This window comes from Streptomyces sp. NBC_01426 (genome assembly GCF_036231985.1).
Lineage (GTDB): Bacteria > Actinomycetota > Actinomycetes > Streptomycetales > Streptomycetaceae > Streptomyces.
Genome location: NZ_CP109500.1, coordinates 2767845 through 2782210 on the forward strand (window position 1 = coordinate 2767845; position 14366 = coordinate 2782210).

At 72.1% G+C, this 14366-nt stretch carries 14 protein-coding genes; 6 read left to right on the forward strand and 8 right to left on the reverse strand.

Going from position 1 to position 14366, the window contains the following annotated elements; genetic code table 11:
- Window positions 1-6 precede the first annotated feature (6 nt).
- Window positions 7-354 carry an ATP/GTP-binding protein gene (locus OG906_RS11900; RefSeq protein WP_267797998.1) on the reverse strand — a complete coding sequence of 116 codons (348 nt, stop codon included), beginning with the start codon at window positions 352-354 and terminating at the stop codon, window positions 7-9.
- Window positions 355-615: 261 nt separating this feature from the next.
- Between OG906_RS11900 and OG906_RS11905 the strand changes: the two genes are divergently transcribed.
- Window positions 616-1635, forward strand: a complete 1020-nt coding sequence (locus tag OG906_RS11905; RefSeq protein ID WP_267797999.1) for an LLM class flavin-dependent oxidoreductase — start codon at window positions 616-618, stop codon at window positions 1633-1635.
- Between the two features lie 216 nt (window positions 1636-1851).
- On the opposite strand, the gene OG906_RS11910 is transcribed toward OG906_RS11905, so the two are convergent.
- Entirely contained in the window at window positions 1852-2244 is a 393-nt protein-coding gene (locus OG906_RS11910) for an SCO5389 family protein (protein WP_053677465.1), read from the reverse strand.
- Window positions 2245-2464: 220 nt separating this feature from the next.
- Between OG906_RS11910 and nucS the strand changes: the two genes are divergently transcribed.
- Window positions 2465-3136 (forward strand): endonuclease NucS, encoded by a 672-nt coding sequence (gene nucS / locus OG906_RS11915; RefSeq protein WP_053677463.1) that lies wholly within the window; start codon window positions 2465-2467, stop codon window positions 3134-3136.
- A 303-nt stretch (window positions 3137-3439) separates the two neighbouring features.
- Here nucS and OG906_RS11920 read toward each other — a convergent pair whose 3' ends face one another.
- The 3 genes from OG906_RS11920 to OG906_RS11930 form a co-directional block, all read right to left on the reverse strand.
- The gene (locus tag OG906_RS11920; protein ID WP_329442379.1) at window positions 3440-5995 is read right to left on the reverse strand and encodes an ATP-binding protein; all 2556 of its coding nucleotides are present in this window, start codon (window positions 5993-5995) and stop codon (window positions 3440-3442) included.
- Window positions 5996-6190: 195 nt separating this feature from the next.
- Entirely contained in the window at window positions 6191-6514 is a 324-nt protein-coding gene (locus OG906_RS11925; protein ID WP_053677459.1) for an STAS domain-containing protein, read from the reverse strand.
- A gap of 156 nt (window positions 6515-6670) precedes the next feature.
- On the reverse strand, window positions 6671-7519 hold the full coding sequence (locus OG906_RS11930) for a 3-hydroxyacyl-CoA dehydrogenase family protein (protein WP_053677457.1): 849 nt from the start codon (window positions 7517-7519) through the stop codon (window positions 6671-6673).
- Window positions 7520-7961: 442 nt separating this feature from the next.
- Here OG906_RS11930 and OG906_RS11935 point away from each other — a divergent pair, with 442 nt between their 5' ends.
- Window positions 7962-8534 (forward strand): cob(I)yrinic acid a,c-diamide adenosyltransferase, encoded by a 573-nt coding sequence (locus OG906_RS11935; protein ID WP_329442382.1) that lies wholly within the window; start codon window positions 7962-7964, stop codon window positions 8532-8534.
- Between the two features lie 16 nt (window positions 8535-8550).
- On the opposite strand, the gene OG906_RS11940 is transcribed toward OG906_RS11935, so the two are convergent.
- Window positions 8551-9132: a hypothetical protein gene (locus OG906_RS11940; protein ID WP_329442383.1), complete on the reverse strand. Its 582-nt coding sequence runs from the start codon at window positions 9130-9132 to the stop codon at window positions 8551-8553.
- Window positions 9133-9319: 187 nt separating this feature from the next.
- On the opposite strand from OG906_RS11940, the gene OG906_RS11945 reads away from it, so the two are divergent.
- The 3 genes from OG906_RS11945 to OG906_RS11955 all read left to right on the forward strand — a co-directional run bounded on the left by OG906_RS11945 (window position 9320) and on the right by OG906_RS11955 (window position 13207).
- The gene (locus OG906_RS11945; RefSeq protein ID WP_329442385.1) at window positions 9320-10516 is read left to right on the forward strand and encodes a sensor histidine kinase; all 1197 of its coding nucleotides are present in this window, start codon (window positions 9320-9322) and stop codon (window positions 10514-10516) included.
- A complete protein-coding gene (locus tag OG906_RS11950; protein WP_329442387.1) occupies window positions 10513-11166 on the forward strand; it encodes a response regulator transcription factor in 654 nt (217 codons plus the stop codon). Before OG906_RS11945 ends, OG906_RS11950 begins: the two co-directional genes overlap by 4 nt.
- A 184-nt stretch (window positions 11167-11350) precedes the next feature.
- Entirely contained in the window at window positions 11351-13207 is a 1857-nt protein-coding gene (locus OG906_RS11955; protein ID WP_443067374.1) for a glycosyl hydrolase family 18 protein, read from the forward strand.
- An 87-nt stretch (window positions 13208-13294) separates the two neighbouring features.
- On the opposite strand, the gene OG906_RS11960 is transcribed toward OG906_RS11955, so the two are convergent.
- Entirely contained in the window at window positions 13295-13744 is a 450-nt protein-coding gene (locus OG906_RS11960) for a DUF2550 domain-containing protein (protein WP_053677710.1), read from the reverse strand.
- Between the two features lie 129 nt (window positions 13745-13873).
- The gene (locus tag OG906_RS11965; RefSeq protein ID WP_053677447.1) at window positions 13874-14248 is read right to left on the reverse strand and encodes a F0F1 ATP synthase subunit epsilon; all 375 of its coding nucleotides are present in this window, start codon (window positions 14246-14248) and stop codon (window positions 13874-13876) included.
- Window positions 14249-14366 lie beyond the last annotated feature (118 nt).

Genomic DNA, 14366 nt, shown 5'->3' on the forward strand with positions numbered 1-14366 from the left:
CCCGCCTCAGTGCCGGGGCGCGTTCCGGGACCGCTGCACCCGCGAGGTGCGGCGGTCCTTCGCGTTCCAGCAGGCCTTGTGCCAGTGCCGCCGGTCGTCCACGCCGCCGTACTCGGGCCAGGCCACCAGGTGCGGGGTGCCGGAGGGGATCTCCTGGTCGCAGCCGGGGCAGCGGTAGCGCTTGCCGGCCGCGCTCGCGCCGGCGACGTGCCGGACCTTCCACTCCTCGCCCTGGTACTCCTCGGTCTGCTCCAGACCGAACCGGTCCAGGCCCCCCGAGCCCGACCCGGAGCCCCGGTCCGAGCGGTCGGACGGATTCCCCCCGCCCCTGGGGCGGTTGTGGCGCGGCGACACGTATACCTCACGGATGGGCGGACGGCAGTGACTTTCTCCCAGACTACGCGCAGCGAGCTCGGGTACCCGCAGGGTGTCCGAAGGAAGGTGACCGAACGGCCCGTGGCGCGTGGGGCGGCATGACAATCCCAATAACTTTCCTGTCAGGCCGTGCCTTTGGCACTTGTCAGACGTTGTTGCCATCAGACGTTGATGCCATGAAACGGCACCGAGCCGGTCCACCTGGGGGAGGCCGCGCCGGCCGCGAGGAGGCTAAGGGCGATGCGCGTAGGAGCGTTTGTACTGGCGGCCCAGTTCCCGGGCCAGGGGCAGGGGGAGGCACTGCACCGGGCGGTGCGGACCGCCGAGGTGGCCGAGGAGGCCGGGCTGGACTCGGTCTGGTTGGCCGAGCACCACTTCGTGCCGTACGGGGTCTGCCCGTCGGCGGTGACCCTCGCGGCCCTGCTGCTCGGGCGGACCCGGCGGCTGCGGGTGGGCACGGCCGTGAGCGTGCTGCCGAGCACGCACCCGGTGGCCCTCGGGGAGCAGGCGGCGCTGCTCCACGTCACCTCGGGGGGCCGGTTCACCCTCGGGGTGGGCCGCGGTGGCCCCTGGGTGGACCTGGAGGTGTTCGGGGGCGGTCTGGACGCGTACGAGAAGGGTTTCCCGGACGATCTGGACCTGTTGCGGCGGTGGCTGTCCGAGCCGCGCGTGGGGGCGGCCGGCGAGCGGTACGCCTTCCGCGAGGTGGCCGTCGTACCGCGTCCGTCGGAGGCGCTGGACGGCGACGGGAAGGGGCCTGAAGTGATCGTCGCGTGCACCTCCCCCACGTCGGTGCGGCTGGCCGCGGAGCGGGGTCTGCCGATGTTGCTGGGCATGCACTGCGGGGACGAGGACAAGGCGGAGATGGTCGCGCTGTGGCGGCGCACCGCGCGGGCCGCCGGTCACGACCCCGAGGCGGGGCACGTGTCGGCGGGGGTGTGCCAGCTGGCGGACCGGACGGCGGACGCCCGGGAGACGCTGGTGAAGGCGATGCCGGGCTGGTTCCGGCAGGGGCTGGACGCGCACGTGACGGTGGACGGCAGGCAGCGCGCGATGCGCGATCCGGTCGCCTACACGGAACTGCTGTGCGACCTGCATCCGGTCGGTACGCCGGAACTGGCGGCGGACCGGCTGGCGGCGACCGCGGAACGCACGGGCATCACCCGGTTCGCCCTGCTCACGGAGGGCTCCGGCGATCTCGCCGCGACGGAGGAGAACGTACGGCGCCTGGGCGCCGAGGTCCTGCCCCGCCTCGGCTGAGATCCGGCTCCCGTGAGATCGACCCCCGGGCCGACGGTGGCCGGGGAGTCGGGGCCCCGGGGCTGCCGCTCCGTTGACAGTCACACCTCTCGTGACTCGGAGCGGCAGCGGAGTACCGGTGGCGACGGGGCCGGGCCCTGTCGTCGAAGTGGCGTCGGCGCCACTTCGGCGACAGGACCTGGCGCCGCGGCCCCGGCAAGATCCGAAAGAGACGGCCTAGCAGTCCCGCAGTTCCGGCGACTGGTTGAGCAACTGGCCCCGGATCGAGGTGAAACGGGCGTGCCTGTCATCCGACGAGGTGTCCAGCGGGAACACGGCGACACGGTGGCAGTTCTGGAATGCCAGACGCACTCCGAAGTGCCGCTGGAGCGCACCACGTATCGCGTCACTCGCGAGGGCGCGCAGCAGCTGACCACGCGCCTGCTCGTCCGGCGGCGGCGTCTGGTTGTCGGCGAACTCTCCGCCCTCAACCTCCAGCTGAGCCACCAGCGAGCTGATCATCTCCCATGCGTAAGGCAGGGAGGTCCGGACGCAGTCGACGAAGGCGGCTTCGTCGACCTCGCCTCGCTCGGCCTGTTCGAGTAGGGCCGGTGAGACGTCGAGCGACATGGGTTCTCCTCTCGTGACCCCGGCGTTTGGGTTGCCGGAGTCTTACGGGCAGGGAAGGAGAGTCGCGACGCAGTGTGCACGCTCGACGACCTCCCGCTATCCACGGTAGGCGCCCACCGGGTACGGCACCAGGAGAATGCGCATACAACGCGCCATCCGCGAACGGGGCTTTCACGGGCGAATCGCGTGGAGGCCCATCGGTCGAGTAGCGTTGCCGACCATGCGTCTCGTCATTGCCCGCTGCTCCGTCGACTACGCGGGCCGGCTCACCGCCCATCTGCCCTCGGCACCCCGTCTGATCCTCGTGAAGGCCGACGGCAGTGTCTCGATCCACGCGGACGACCGGGCGTACAAACCGCTCAACTGGATGTCGCCCCCGTGCACCCTCAAGGAGGGGAGCGGGGACGAGGCCGGTGTCTGGACCGTCATCAACAAGGCGGGCGAGAAGCTCATCATCACGATGGAAGAAGTCCTGCACGACTCCTCCCACGAGCTGGGCGTCGACCCGGGCCTGATCAAGGACGGCGTGGAAGCGCACCTCCAGGAGCTGCTGGCCGACCGCATCGACACCCTCGGCGAGGGCTACAGCCTGATCCGGCGCGAGTACATGACCGCGATCGGTCCGGTGGACATCCTGTGCCGCGACGCCGACGGCGCGACGGTGGCGGTGGAGATCAAGCGGCGCGGCGAGATCGACGGTGTCGAGCAGCTGACCCGCTACCTGGAGCTGCTGAACCGGGACCCGCACCTCGCCCCCGTCCGGGGCGTGTTCGCGGCCCAGGAGATCAAGCCCCAGGCCCGCGTCCTGGCGACGGACCGCGGCATGGACTGCGTGATCCTCGACTACAACGCCATGCGCGGCATCGAGGACGACAAGCTCCGCCTGTTCTAGGTCCTGTCGTCGCGGGCGGGGGTCACGAGCGTGACCCGGTCCGCGGCGTCCCCCTCCCACGGCTCTCACGGCCCCGTCGGCGATCGCCGGCGGGGCCGTTGCCGTTCTCCGGGCCCGGCGAGATCCGGGAAGGGACGGCCCAGGTCCTGTCGTCGAAGTGGCGCCGGTAGGGCCCGCGGTGTCCGGTGCCGTGCATCGCGAGGCGCAGCGGCGCCCGTGTACTGGACGTACTCGGGTGCCCCGACAACGCGGCGAGGCGCGGTACCGGGCGCCGCGGGCCAGGCGAGACTTCGACGACAGGGCCTAGCGGGACGTGGAGGCCTCGGGGGAGGTGTCGCCCTCCGTCGGGCCGGTGGGAACCGTCGGCCCCGTCGGCCCGGTCGATACCGTCGGTTCCGGGGTCACCGAGGACGTGGACGGCTTGGGGTCCGCGGAGGTCGGCGACTGGACCGGCGTCGAGGGCGGCGTCGAGGTGCGCGGCGTCGTCGGGGTCGAGGGCCGGCCGGACGGCGTGCGCGCGGGCGGTGTCTTGCCCGGGTCCGGGACGGTGCCCGGATCGGGGTCGGTCCCCGACGGCGTGGGGCGGCCCGGGTCCGTCGGATCGGCCGGGTCGGACGTCCCCGGCTCGGGTGCGGAAGGCTCCGCGGGAACGTTCCCGCCGCTGTCGGTCGCGGACGTCGTCGGGGTGGACGACACGGCGGGCCCCTGCGGCTCGTCGTCGCCCGACGGGACCATCGCCAGGGCCACCACCGTGCCCAGCACCGCCACCGTCACCGCGCCGGCCGCGGCCAGCAGCGCCGTGCGGCGTCGGGACGCCGGAGCGGGCGGGGGCGGCGGGGCGACCGGCGGCGCGGCGGGCTTCGCCGTCAGGGGGAACGCGTCGTCGAAGACGTCCGACAGGGCCGAGGAGGACTTCTGGTCCCCCTGCTGGATCACGGGAACGACCTGCGTGACGGCCTCCCCCGCGGGCGAGGGCGGGAGCCCGGGCCCCGTCGAGGTCACCGCGCCGACCGGGCGGGTCGGCGGCGACACGGGCGGGGTGGCGGCCGGCGGCGGGGAAAGGGTCGCGGGAAGGGACGCGGCCAGGGAGGTGGGCAGGGACACCGACGGGAAGGCCGTCGGCGGCGTGGCAGCCTTGGCAGTCACGGGCGCCGCGGGCGCAACGGGAGCCGCGGGCGTCACCGGGGTCGCGGGCGCCTCCAGCCGCAGCGGCGGCGACACCGCGCCTGCCGCCGTCTCCCGGTCCGTGACCAGGGCCAGCGCCCGCCGCCCCGCGACCGTGCCCCGCTTGTCGGCGAGCGCGCCGCGCAGCCCGATCGAGGCCTCCAGCTCCGCCCGGGCCCGCTCCAGCCGACCCTCGCACAGCGCGAGTACGCCGAGCTCGTGGTGGAAGTACGCCTGTTCCGCGACCTCTCCCGCCTTGCGCGCGGCCTCCGCGCCCGAGCGCAGCACCCGCTCCCACGCCTCCCAGTGCAGCGACGCCGCGAAGGCAGGGGCGGCCGTGCGGGCCAGCAGTACGGCCGCCACCACGTCGGCGCCGGCCAGGGCCGCCAGGACCGCGTCGGCCTCCGCCGCGACCCGCTCCGGGGTCACCGAGGCGTGGCCGGTCCACCAGACGTAGTGCCGGGCGGCCGTGCGGGCCTCCTCGGCGGCGCTCTCCCCGTACCCGGCCTCCTCCAGCTGCCGGGCCACCCCGGGGGCCAATCGGTAGCGCGGTCCGACCGGGGTGAGCAGCCCGCAGCCGAGGAGTTCCGCGACCGCCACGTCGGCGTGCGTGTCCCCCACCAGGGCCGGCAGGTGCGCGTGGTGGGGCATCTCCCCGCCGAGCGCGCACGCGATGCGCAGGGCGGCCCGCGCCGATTCGCTCACCCGGGAGGCGAGGAGTTCCGCCGGCGCGGCGGCCTCGGCCGGGGTGGGCAGCGGTACGTCGACGGGTTCGCGGGGGCGCTCCTCGAAGACGCCGGGCTCCTCCTCGTCGTCCGTCTCGTCGGTCCGGTTGAGTTCGTCGCGCTGTCGCAGCAGCGCGGCGGCCTGGACGAAGCGCAGGGGCAGCCCCTCGGAGGCGAACCGCAGGTCACCCGCCCAGGCGCTCTCCTCCTCGGTCAGGGCGCGGCCGGTGAGTGCCTCCAGCAGCAGGACGCAGTCGGCCCGGCCGAGGCCGCCGAGGAAGACCTCCTCCAGGTGCGAGTCGTCGGAGGGGGACTTGGTGTCGGGGGTGGCGGCCAGCAGGTAGGCGCATTCGGGCGTGGCCCGCAGCAGCTCGTCGAGCGCGGGGCCACCGAGTTCCAGGTCGTCGAGGAGGACGACCGCGCCTATCTCCTTCACCCGGGCGAGGAGCTCCGCGCGGTCGGGGCGTCGGTCGGAGCCCTCGTACACGGCCGCGTACAGCGCGTGGAGCAGTTCCGCGGGTTGCTGCTGCCCGTGCCCGGAGAGGCGTACGACCCCGTCGGGCGCGACGCCCTCGCAGGCGAGGGCCACCGAGTCGAGCAGTGCGGAACGGCCCGATCCGGCGGGTCCGGTCAGGCGTACGGAGCGTCCGCGCCCCAGCAGCCGTACGAGTCGTTCCCGCTCCTCCTCGCGTTCCAGCAGGAGCCGGCCGGGGAGCGGGGTGCCGGGCAGCGCGGGCGGTCTCGCGGCGGCGTCCCGCTCGGCACGGGCGGCCGGACCGCGCTTGGCGGGGCGCTCCGTGCCGGTGCCCGGGCGCAGGGGTTCTATCTCGCTGCCGTCGACCGGGTTGACGGTGAGGGTGAAGTCCCCCGCGGTCAGGGTGACGACCCGCGCGACGGGCCCGCTCGCGGGGCCCGTCGACGTCGCCGGGGTGTCGTCGCCCGGTTCGGGCTGTCCCTGAGTTCGGTCCATGACCAAGTCCCCCGATCGCGTCGCGCGTACCGCCGCTGCCGCCGTCGTACCGCCCGGCCTTCGCTCGCACACGCCGCAGTCGCTACTGGTCCGGTTTCCGCCCGAACCCTAGACCGTGGCCGGCCCCGCCGGAACCGCCGGGGTGCCTTCACCACCGGACCGTTACGTTTCTGCGGAATCCGACGCACCCGGTCGTCACACCCGCGGCAGGGACTCCGCTTCCAGTCCGCCCTCGATGGCGAGGATCCGGTGCAGCCGGGTCGCCACCAGCAGCCGCTGCATCTGCGCGGGCACCCCGCGCAGTACCAGGCGGCGTCCGCTCCGGCCGGCCCTCCGGTGGGCGCCCATGATCACGCCGAGGCCGGTCGCGTCCCAGGAGTCGAGTGCCGTGAGGTCCAGCACGAGGTCGCCGTGGCCGTCGTCGAGGGCGGAGTGCAGGGCCGTACGGGCGTCCGCCGCGCTGCGCACGTCGAGGCGACCCCCGACCGCGAGTTCGGCGTGGTCGCCCCTGATGTGCATATGCGCTCCCGGCAGTCCTGCGTTCGTCTGGTCCGAATGGTCCGTGGTCGGCAACTCTCACTGCAACTGACTGCCTCAGGAGCAGGGAAGTTGCCGACCGTGAGCGAACCGATACCTAATTCACCCTGTCGGGCGATGGCATTCGAACGATCGTGCTCAGTGCTTGTAGAAACCCTGGCCGCTCTTGCGGCCGATGTCGCCCGCGTCCACCATGCGGCGCATCAGCTCCGGCGGCGCGAACTTCTCGTCCTGCGACTCGGTGTAGATGTTGCTCGTGGCGTGCAGCAGGATGTCGACGCCCGTGAGGTCGGCGGTGGCGAGCGGGCCCATCGCGTGACCGAAGCCCAGCTTGCAGGCGATGTCGATGTCCTCGGCGGAGGCGACGCCCGACTCGTACAGCTTGGCGGCCTCGACGACGAGCGCGGAGATGAGACGGGTCGTCACGAAGCCGGCGACGTCGCGGTTGACGACGATGCAGGTCTTGCCGACCGACTCGGCGAACGCCCGCGTGGTGGCGAGGGTTTCGTCACTCGTCTTGTAGCCGCGGACGAGTTCGCACAGCTGCATCATCGGGACGGGCGAGAAGAAGTGCGCGCCGACGACCCGCTCCGGACGCTCCGTCACGGCCGCGATCTTGGTGATCGGGATGGCGGAGGTGTTGGAGGCGAGGATCGCGTCGTCCCGGACGAGCTTGTCGAGCGCGCGGAAGATCTCGTGCTTGACCTCGAGCTTCTCGAAGACGGCCTCGACGACGATGTCGGCGTCGGCGACCGCGTCGAGGTCGGTGGAGGTGGTGATCCGGGCCAGCGCCGCCTCGGCGTCCTCGGCCGTCAGCTTGCCCTTGGCGACGAAGCGGTCGTAGGAGGCCTTGATCCCGTCCGTGCCGCGGGTCAGCGCGGCGTCGGTGACATCACGCAGTACGACGTCCCAGCCCGCCTGAGCGGAGACCTGTGCGATACCGGATCCCATGAGTCCGGCACCGATGACGGCGAGCTTCCCAGCCACTGCACACCCCTCGTTCTCGAATACGGCCCAGTCCCATGGCCTCTCCGGCGGAGACTAGCGCCCGTGAGGGGTCGTGTGACCGCGAAGTAACACGCGTCACGTCTCATCTGACGGACATCACACCGGGACGGCTCAGCCCGCGGCCGCCGCCCCCAACCGGTCCTCGATCGGCCGGAGTCGCCCGATCCGGCGCTCCGCCGCACCGGGTCCGAGGGGCCGCCCGGGCCGGCGCGGGAGCGTCAAGACGGCAGCCCACCGGGCCTGTTCGGCCCCGCGTCGGACGGCGTCCGGGTCGGGCACGCCGTCCCCTCTTCCCCGTACCGCCATCTCTGCGCCGTTGCGTACCCTTTCGGGCCGATCTGCGGCCCCCACCGGTGGCGGGGCGCCGAGTGCGCGAGGGCCGCCGCACGCGGGTTTCGGGGCCGCTCACTAGGCTGGACACATGGTGAACCTCACGCGCATCTACACCCGCACCGGCGACCAGGGCACGACCGCCCTCGGCGACATGAGCCGTACGCGGAAGACCGACCTGCGGATCTCCGCGTACGCCGACGTCAACGAGGCGAACGCGGCCATCGGCACGGCGATCGCCCTCGGCGGGCTGTCCGAGGACCTGGTGAAGGTCCTGGTCCGGGTGCAGAACGACATGTTCGACGTCGGCGCGGACCTGTGCACTCCCGTCGTCGAGAACCCCGAGTACCCGCCGCTGCGCGTCGAGCAGTTCTACGTGGACAAGCTGGAGGCGGACTGCGACACCTTCAACGGGGAGCTGGAGAAGCTGCGCAGCTTCATCCTGCCCGGCGGCACCCCCGGCGCGGCCCTGCTGCACCAGGCCTGCACCGTCGTGCGGCGCGCCGAGCGGTCGACCTGGGCGGCGCTGGAGGAGCACGCGGGGGCGATGAACCCGCTGACGGCCACCTACCTGAACCGTCTCTCCGACCTCCTGTTCATCCTGGCCCGGACGGCCAACAAGGAGGTCGGGGACGTGCTGTGGGTGCCGGGCGGCGAGCGCTGACGGCGTCCGGGAGGCCCTAACGCTTGAGGAGGCCGGCGGGGTCTTCCGCATCACGGTCGGTCGTGCCCGCCGGGGCCTTCCGCGGCCAGATCGAGTAGGTGGCCGCGACCAGGGCCTGGATGCCGACGATGCGCAGGACGATGAACTGCCACCGCCGGATCCCGTCGACGTCCACTCCGGCGCCCACGTACCGGATCGCGGCCTCCAGCAGTCCCAGCGAGACGGCCGCGGCGAGGAGGGTCCGCAGCCACAGCTTCCACTCGTGGACGGCCCGCGCCCTGCCGTACTTGGTGCCCGGCGGCTTCGGGCCCCCCGCCCAGCGGTGGGCGGCGTGCCCGTCGAGCCACTTCACCGTGTAGTGGCCGTAGCCCGCGGTGTAGCCGATGTAGAGGGCGGCCAGGCCGTGCGTCCAGCCCGGTCGGCCGCCGTTCTTCAGGTCCAGCGTGGTGAACACGAACAGGACCAGCTCCAGCAGCGGCTCACACAGGAGCACCGCCGCGCCCAGCCTCGGCATCCGGGCGAGGTAGCGCAGAGCGAGCCCTGCCGCCAGCAGCACCCAGAAGCCGACCTCGCAGGCGATGATCAGCGCGACGAGCACGGTACCCACTCTCCCTCTCGGCCTCTCGACGCGAACGGGTCGGCCGTTCCCCGTCCTTCCCAGAGTCCCGCCCGGTCCGGTCCGGCACGTCGTCTGTGATGACGAGAGTCGACTGCACCCTTCGATGTAGCGGCTCCTCCGCCCAGCCGGCGAGGCCCGGGAGCGCTTCACCGTGTTGGATGGACGCGTGCCCTCGAAGACCCGCGTGTCCGCCTTCCGCCCCCACCGCGACGACGTGCTGCTGTGCGTCGCCAGCGTGCTCGCCGGGCTGTTCCTGTGGTCGCTCGGGGTACACAGCTCCCCGAACCGGAACCTGCTCCCCGACTGGGCCGCCCTGGTCCCGCTGTTCGTCCTCGGCGCGATGGAGCTGCTGCGCCGCACCGCGCCGCGCGTGACCCTGCCCGTGGGCACCGTCGGGATCATCGCGGACCAGTTCACCGTCGGGAACATGGCCACGGTCCTGATCTTCACCGATCTGATGTACGCCGCCGTCGTGTACGGCAAGCCCTCCATGGCCCGCCGGCTCCCGGTCTCCACCGGACTGATCACCATCGCCGTCACGATCGCCTCGGTGGCCTGGCTGCGCACCCCGCAGGCCCTGCTGATCGGCGTGATCACCGGCATCGTCAGCTTCGGGCCGGCCCTGACCGGCGCCACCCTGCGCAACCATCGCGAGGCGGCGGAGGCCGCCCGGCTGCGCGCCGAGCAGACCGCGCTGCTGGCCGAGATGGACCGCTCGCAGGCCGTGGTCGCCGAACGGGCCCGGATGGCGCGGGAGTTGCACGACATGGTGGCCAATCATCTGTCGGCCATCGCCATCCACTCCACCGCCGCACTGTCCATCGACTCCCCCGCGACCAGTCGGGACGCCCTGGGCGTGATCCGCGAGAACAGCGTGCAGGGGTTGGCCGAGATGCGCCGGTTGATCGGGCTGCTGCGGGACGCGGGCGCGGAGCAGGAGCCGGTGGCGGTGCCCTCCCTCGACGGACTGGACGTACTCGTCGGCAAGGCCCGCGTGAACGGGGCCGGCAGCGGCCTGGACTTCGTACTGGAGGACACCCGCGCCGACGGGGAGCCGCTGCCCGCGCCCGTGGAGCTGGCGGCGTACCGCATCGTCCAGGAGTCGCTGACGAACGCCCTCAAGCACGCGGTCCCGGGGACGGTCCGGGTGCGCCTGACGTCCGCGGACGGGCTGCTGACCGTACGGGTGGACTCGCCGTACGGGGAGCGGCCCGGGCCGCGTGCCCCGGGTTCCGGCGCGGGGCTGGTCGGCATGCGCGAGCGGACGGAGTTGCTCGGTGGCGCGTTCCACGCGGGGCGTGCCGGCACGGTGTGGCAGGTGCGGGCGTCCCTGCCCGCGGAGGAGAAGGCGGTGACCGGGTGACCATCCGGGTCGTGGTGGCGGAGGACCAGAGCGCGGTGCGCGCGGGTCTGGTGATGATCCTGCGCAGTGCGGGCGACATGGAGGTGGTGGGCGAGGCGGCGGACGGGGAGGAGGCGGTCCGACTGGCCCGTGGGCTTCGGCCGGATCTGGTCCTCATGGACGTGCAGATGCCCCGGCTCGACGGGGTCTCGGCCACCCGGCAGGTGGTCGCGGAGGGGCTGGCCGACGTGCTGGTGCTGACGACCTTCGATCTCGACGAGTACGTCTTCGGAGCGCTGCGCGCGGGCGCCTCGGGCTTCCTGCTGAAGGACGCGGAGGCGGCGGAGCTGATCGAGGCGGTGCGCACCGTCGCCCGCGGCGAGGGGTTGATCGCGCCCGCGGTGACCCGCCGGTTGATCGCCGAGTTCGCGACGCCGCGGCCGGTGCGGACGGCCGTGCCGCCGGAGCGGGCCGCGGCGGTGGCCTCGCTGACCCGGCGCGAGCGGGAGGTGTGGGGGTGCCTGGGCGAGGGCCTGTCGAACGCGGAGGTGGCCGGCCGGCTGGACATGGCGGAGGCGACGGTGAAGACGCACGTCAGTAGGTTGCTGGGGAAGCTGGAGCTGCGCAGTCGGGTCCAAGCGGCGGTGCTGGCACAGGAGTTGGACATCTAGAAGCACGCTCGAAGGGAGGTCTGGACCTCTTGACGGTTGGTCCAGACCTTTCTAATCTCACCGCAACACTGTGGTGAGCGTGTCATGACAAGAACCTTGACGAGACGTGCTCACGGGCGGCGCAGGTCCCACCCCCATGTCGGAGTCGGCCCCACGACTTCGACGGACCTACGGAGGAGCACCCTTGAGCACAGCACCCCCACGACGCGTACGACTGCTCAGAAGGCTGGCCGCGACCGCGGTCGCCCTGGCCCTGCCCGTCGCCGGCCTCGTCGGCCTGGCCGGCACCGCACAGGCCGCCACCTCCGCCACCGCGACCTACGCCAAGGCCTCCGACTGGGGCTCCGGCTTCGAGGGCAAGTGGACGGTGAAGAACACCGGCACCACCGCCATCAACAGCTGGACCGTGGAGTGGGACTACCCGGCCGGCACCAAGGTCACCTCGGCCTGGGACGCCACCGTCACCAGCTCGGGCAACCACTGGACCGCCAAGAACGTCGGCTGGAACGGCGCCCTCTCCCCCGGCGCCAGCGTCACCTTCGGCTTCAACGGCACCGGCCCGGGCGCCCCCTCCGGCTGCAAGATCAACGGCGGCTCCTGCGACGGCGGCACCACCCCCACCGACAACCCGCCGTCCGCCCCCGGCACCCCCACCGCGACCGGGGTCACCGAGACCTCGCTCACCCTGAACTGGGCCGCGGCCACGGACGACAAGGGGATCAAGAACTACGACGTCTACCGCGGCAGCAGCAAGGTCGCCACGGTGACCGGCACCAGCTACGCCGACAGCGGCCTGACCAAGGGCACGACGTACGCCTACACGGTCACCGCCCGCGACACCGTCGACCAGACCGGCCCCTCCTCCGGCTCCCTCTCGGTGACCACGCCGGGCGGCGGCACGGGCCCCGGCCCCGACCCCGGTGACGGCACCAAGGTCAAGCTCGGCTACTTCACGAACTGGGGCGTCTACCAGCGCAACTACCACGTGAAGAACCTGGTCACCTCCGGCTCCGCCGCGAAGATCACGCACATCAACTACGCCTTCGGCAACGTCCAGGGCGGCAAGTGCACCATCGGCGACGCGTACGCCGACTACGACAAGGCCTACACCGCCGACCAGAGCGTCGACGGCGTCGCCGACACCTGGGACCAGCCGTTGCGCGGCAACTTCAACCAACTGCGCAAGCTCAAGGCGAAGTACCCGAACATCAAGATCCTCTGGTCCTTCGGCGGCTGGACCTGGTCCGGCGGCTTCGGTCAGGCCGCCGCGAACCCGACCGCCTTCGCCCAGTCCTGCCACGACCTGGTCGAGGACCCGCGGTGGGCCGACGTCTTCGACGGCATCGACCTCGACTGGGAGTACCCGAACGCCTGCGGCCTGACCTGCGACACCAGCGGCGCGGCCTCCCTGAAGAACCTGATGCAGGCCGTCCGCGGCACGTTCGGCGCGAACAACCTGGTCACCGCCGCGATCTCCGCCGACGGCTCCAACGGCGGCAAGCTCGACGCGGCCGACTACGCGGGCGCCGCGCAGTACGTCGACTTCTACAACGTCATGACGTACGACTTCTTCGGCGCCTGGGCGGCGCAGGGCCCCACGGCCCCGCACTCCCCGCTCACCGCCTACTCCGGCATCCCGCAGGACGGCTTCAACTCCGAGGCCGCGATCGCCAAGCTCAAGGGCAAGGGCATCGCCGGCTCCAAGCTCAACCTCGGCATCGGCTTCTACGGCCGCGGTTGGACCGGCGTCACCCAGGCCACCCCGGGCGGCACGGCCACCGGGCCCGCCCCCGGCACGTACGAGCCGGGCATCGAGGACTACAAGGTCCTCAAGGCGAGCTGCCCGTCCACCGGCACCATCGCCGGCACCGCCTACGCCAAGTGCGGAAGCAACTGGTGGAGCTACGACACCCCCGCCACCGTCGCCTCGAAGATGACCTGGACCAAGCAGCAGGGACTGCGCGGAGCCTTCTTCTGGGAGTTCAGCGGCGACACCACCAACGGTGAGCTCGCCAACGCGATCCACACCGGTCTGCAGTAGCCCCCACGCTCCGCACCGGTGAACCGACGAAGCCGGGGAGAAGGGTCCGTCCCCCTTCTCCCCGGCTTCTTCACGTGCCGGTACCGCTCAGGCCACGTTCACCCGCTGGCCGGGCGGCGCCGCCTCCAGCCAGGCCAGGAAACCGGTCAGCGCGTCGTCGCTCATCGCCAGCTCAAGGCGCGTCCCCCGGTGGGAACAGCCGAGCACGACGGCGTCGGACAGCAGTGCCAGCTCCTCCTCGCCCTCGGGCGCGCGACGGGCGAGCACCTCGATGGAGGAACGCTCCAGCAGCCGGCGCGGGCGCGGGGAGTAGCTGAAGACCCTGAACCATTCGATCCGGTCACCGCTGTAGCGGGCGACCCCGTACACCCATCCCTTGCCGGAGACGTCGGGCCCCTCGGCCACGCCGCCCCACCGCAGGCTGCAGTCGAAGGTCCCCCCGGACCGCTGGATCAGTCTCCGGCGCAGCCCGAAGACAAAGAGTCCGATCGCCAACAAGACCACGATCAGGCCGCTCACAAGCAGAGCGAGGAGCATCTTCACCGACCTCCTCGCTCATCGAATACCGCCATGCGAAAAACGGACGTACATCGCCTCAGCCGCGACCCGGTCTGGAAAATTCCAGAACGAACCGCGGCTGAGGTCGCACATTATTCGGTACGGGGCTCAGTGCCCCGTTACCGCGCGCAGTCGGACATCCGCGCGACGCTCGGCGGCCGCGTCGGCCTCCGACTTCGCGCGATCCAGTGCCCGCTCCGCCCGCTGGACGTCAATCTCGTCCGCGAGCTCGGCGATCTCGGCCAGCAGCGACAACTTGTTGTCCGCGAACGAGATGAATCCGCCGTGCACCGCGGCGACGACAGTGCCGCCCTCGCTGGTGCGGATGGTCACAGGGCCCGATTCCAGCACACCGAGAAGCGGCTGGTGACCGGGCATGACGCCGATGTCGCCGGACGTGGTGCGGGCGACAACAAGGGTGGCCTCGCCGGACCAGACATTGCGGTCCGCCGCGACCAGCTCGACGTGCAGCTCAGCAGCCAAGGTGGCTCCTCGGGTCACCACCCGGCGGGTCGGCCGGGTGTTGGGTCAAATTCTAATGGGCGTGGGGAGAGGGACGGGACACACCCGCCCCTCTCCGTCAATCAGCTCTGCTCACGAG

Coding starts and splice junctions, on each gene's coding strand:
- OG906_RS11905 (WP_267797999.1), top strand. CDS start 616: ATGCGCGTAGGAGCGTTTGTACTGGCGGCCCAGTTCCCGGGCCAGGGG.
- OG906_RS11910 (WP_053677465.1), bottom strand. CDS start 2,244: ATGTCGCTCGACGTCTCACCGGCCCTACTCGAACAGGCCGAGCGAGGC.
- nucS (WP_053677463.1), top strand. CDS start 2,465: ATGCGTCTCGTCATTGCCCGCTGCTCCGTCGACTACGCGGGCCGGCTC.
- OG906_RS11920 (WP_329442379.1), bottom strand. CDS start 5,995: ATGGACCGAACTCAGGGACAGCCCGAACCGGGCGACGACACCCCGGCG.
- OG906_RS11925 (WP_053677459.1), bottom strand. CDS start 6,514: ATGCACATCAGGGGCGACCACGCCGAACTCGCGGTCGGGGGTCGCCTC.
- OG906_RS11935 (WP_329442382.1), top strand. CDS start 7,962: ATGGTGAACCTCACGCGCATCTACACCCGCACCGGCGACCAGGGCACG.
- OG906_RS11960 (WP_053677710.1), bottom strand. CDS start 13,744: ATGCTCCTCGCTCTGCTTGTGAGCGGCCTGATCGTGGTCTTGTTGGCG.